The sequence below is a fragment of the Belliella buryatensis genome (assembly GCF_900188245.1).
GTDB lineage: Bacteria > Bacteroidota > Bacteroidia > Cytophagales > Cyclobacteriaceae > Belliella > Belliella buryatensis.
Genome location: NZ_FZOK01000035.1, coordinates 1 through 3300, shown reverse-complemented (window position 1 = coordinate 3300; position 3300 = coordinate 1). Strand labels below are relative to the sequence as shown.

Annotated in this window: 2 protein-coding genes; one reads left to right on the top strand and one right to left on the bottom strand. The window is 33.8% G+C overall.

From position 1 onward, the window contains the following. Positions 1–169 precede the first annotated feature (169 nt). Entirely contained in the window at positions 170–400 is a 231-nt protein-coding gene (locus CHB66_RS16650) for a hypothetical protein (RefSeq protein WP_089242538.1), read from the top strand. Between the two features lie 315 nt (positions 401–715). Here CHB66_RS16650 and CHB66_RS16645 read toward each other — a convergent pair whose 3' ends face one another. Then, entirely contained in the window at positions 716–2878 is a 2163-nt protein-coding gene (locus CHB66_RS16645) for a BspA family leucine-rich repeat surface protein (RefSeq protein ID WP_170932529.1), read from the bottom strand. Positions 2879–3300 lie beyond the last annotated feature (422 nt).

Below are 3300 nucleotides of genomic sequence, written 5' to 3'. Positions count from 1 at the left end.
ATAAAAATTTCTGCCAATTTTTTCAAAAAATCAACTTTTAAAATATTTATAGATATGAAAAAGATCATCATTACCGAAAATCAATTACAGAAACTATCAAGGGGAATTCGGGATAAAAACACACCAGTGAAAACAAATAAACTCAACCTAATCAACATTGTGCAGAACCATGAAAAAACTAAATGATAAAATAAGGACTGAAAAAGACACACTCTATATTTTCAGTAATGACTTTTTTACGGAAGCCGTAGGAATAACAGAAAAGGAGAATGAGGTAGCAACAAAGTTCCTCTCAATTATAGGAACTACAAAAGATGATGATGAAGAAATCATGTTGGTACTTCAACCTCAGCAACTTTATAATTCTCTGGTTAATATTCAGAGATATATACAAAAATAAGATAGTAGAGCGTATTGAGAATGGGGTCAATTGACCCGTTCTTTATTAAAGAAAAAAATGGGTGAATCTCTCTGAATTATTTGATTCATACAGTTAAGTCTATATTATTAGACTCCTCCAAATTATTGATGATAGAATTGAATGGGTTGAGGGGAATGAATTTTAAGTGATTAGATGAATGAAAGAGGCTGTCTCATAAGTAGGGACAGCCTCTTTTTTATTCGGGCAGGTATCTGAATCAAATTTCTTATAGCGAAATCTCAGGGCCTTTACTTGACTTATGATACAACCTCTTGTATTTTGTAGTTAATGGAGTTAATCTGGACATGTTCCCCAGATTGGTTTGTTTTGTGAGGTTAGGGGGGAGTTGGTTGAGAAATCCTGTGGTTCTTCAGTAATGTTTTCTACACACCATTTGGAGATATTTTGGTTGAAATTTGTCTCTTTAAACATTTGTGACATATCAGCTACATTGGATACATTCCAATCTTTTAAATCTTGGTTAAAAGAAGAATATCTAAACATTCCTCCCATATTCCTTACTTTACTTACATCCCAATTTCCAATGGGTTGATTAAAATCAGAACCTTCAAACATTTGCATCATCGTAGTCACGTTACTCACATCCCATTTATCAATAGACTGATTGAACCGGGCATTTGCAAACATCCACTCCATATTTCTTACATTACTTACATCCCAATCCCCTATAGGTTGATTAAAGTTAGTCTGTGCAAACATAATATTCATTTCAGTAACGCTACTCACATTCCAAGCTTCAATGTTTTGGTTAAAAGGAGAGTTTCTAAACATATGCCCCATATGCTTTACGTTGCTAACATCCCAATTCCCAATTGGTTTATTGAAGTTTGAATTCTCAAACATACCATTCATGTAATTAACATTACTAACATCCCAATCCCCAATGAATTGATTAAAATTTGAGCCAAAAAACATTAAACTCATATCAATAACATTACTTACATCCCAATTACCAATAGGTTGGTTTAAATTTTTCCCACTAAACAATTCTTTCATGTCTGTCACCAAGGATGTGCAAAGTTTAGTCAAATCAACCCCTTCATCTCTTCTTTTTCTAAGAAGTTCATTATCTACTGCCTCATATTCTACTCCATCGATCATACCTTTACTTCCCGGATTCACTCCCTCGCATACACAGGTCACTCCGTTTTCCAGTATTTTGAATATCGGCTGACTAAATTTCAACGTAATATTGGTTTCTTTTTTTACCGTTAGTAGAAGTGGATTTTCTCTGCTGACAACATCGCCCCTCCATCCATCAAAGGCCCATCCTTCTTTTGGTACAGGTATTAATTCTACTACTGTTTCAAATGGATACTGTCTCCCATTTGGATCTGTTACTATTCTTTCTTCCACAGTTCCTTCACCTTCAATGGTGATGTTGAGCGGATAATCTTTCCTTTTGAATTTTACAGTCACATTCTTTTCACTATCTAACGTGATTCTGTTTGGTACATCATTTCCACTTAAGTCACCTGCCCAACCATCAAATACCCATCCCTCTTTTGGTACTGGGGTTAGTTCCACTACTGTATTTATGGGGTATTCTCTTCCTGATGGGTTGGTTACTATTTTTTCTTCTACAGTACCTTCACCTTCAATGCTGAGGTTTAGGTTTTTCAGAACTAGAAACTTACTAATTTGAGTTTCAAAATCTGGTATTGGCGTGTTGATATTCAGTTCCTTAAACCTCTTCTCTATGTTAGCTCTAATTTCAGACAAATCTAATTCCGCAGTTGTAATCCTTAAGGAATACATGATATTCTCATTATCCAATTTCCCATTATCAGAAAAATCATTCTGAATTCGGGATAATAACTCTGTGAGTTGACCAACACTTCGATTTCCTTGAAGAATTATGGATATGGCTAAAAGTAGCCCTCCTTCTTCTGTATTTTTGGATATATCAAATTCCTCAAAAGAAGAATTATTGCTTAAAGACATTAAAAAAACAGAAAGCAACTCGTTTCGTGACTGGGTCTTGGACTCAGAAAATGATTTGCCTTCTTTCATCAAAGTCTCAACCCTTCTTTTTTCTAAATGGGTGAGTACATTGACATTGATGGAATTTTTATCACTCACATCAGATAGGGAGGTTAGGGTTATAGATGAAATTGAAATCTCACCAGATACCTCATTGAAGTAGAATCCCGAAGAGGTAAATTCAACAAAACTGGAACTCAGCTCAATGTTATTTACTTCAAATAGTCCCATATCATTGATGATGGTTGAGGTAAATACTTTACCAGTCTGGACCAATTGGGAATTGAGTTCATTCATGGTGACTGTAGTACCACTTACAAATGGACCTTTTTGAATGAAACCACTTATTTTTTCTTTTTTAATTATTTGGGGTTTATCAGGAGTCGGTTCTTCCGACTCACACGAACCCAAAAACAATAAAAGAATTAGAGGTAATAAAAAGTATTTTTTCATAGTATTTAATTTAGGATTAGCCTTTAAAAATAGTCTCCAAAATTCATTCATCCTAAAAATATTCAGAGAATCGTGTATCAATAGGTGATACATATCTAATACATATTTTTTGATTAGGTAAAATATCCCACCTTATTAAGAAAATTAATGATAGTGACAAATCGTAAATTTTCAAAAAGTGAAATTCTTAACTTTCATACAAAACATGAGAAAGTAGAGAGTACTTGATAGGGTGAGGTTTTTTTACTTCTATAAATAGAATCATTTCTGACCATCCATCCCTTTTGGTTTTTTGATAGCTAACATTCAACGTTATATAGAAAAATTGGATCAGTCCTAAAAGTTGGGGAATTGGGTTCAATCGATTTTCTTTGTTAAAAAAAAGAATTGGAAGAAAAGGATTACCTCAGTTTGCTTTTGCC

Bases quoted from the DNA above. Each gene is read 5' to 3' on its own strand.
- CHB66_RS16645 (WP_170932529.1), bottom strand. From the start codon at position 2,878: ATGAAAAAATACTTTTTATTACCTCTAATTCTTTTATTGTTTTTGGGT.
- CHB66_RS16650 (WP_089242538.1), top strand. From the start codon at position 170: ATGAAAAAACTAAATGATAAAATAAGGACTGAAAAAGACACACTCTAT.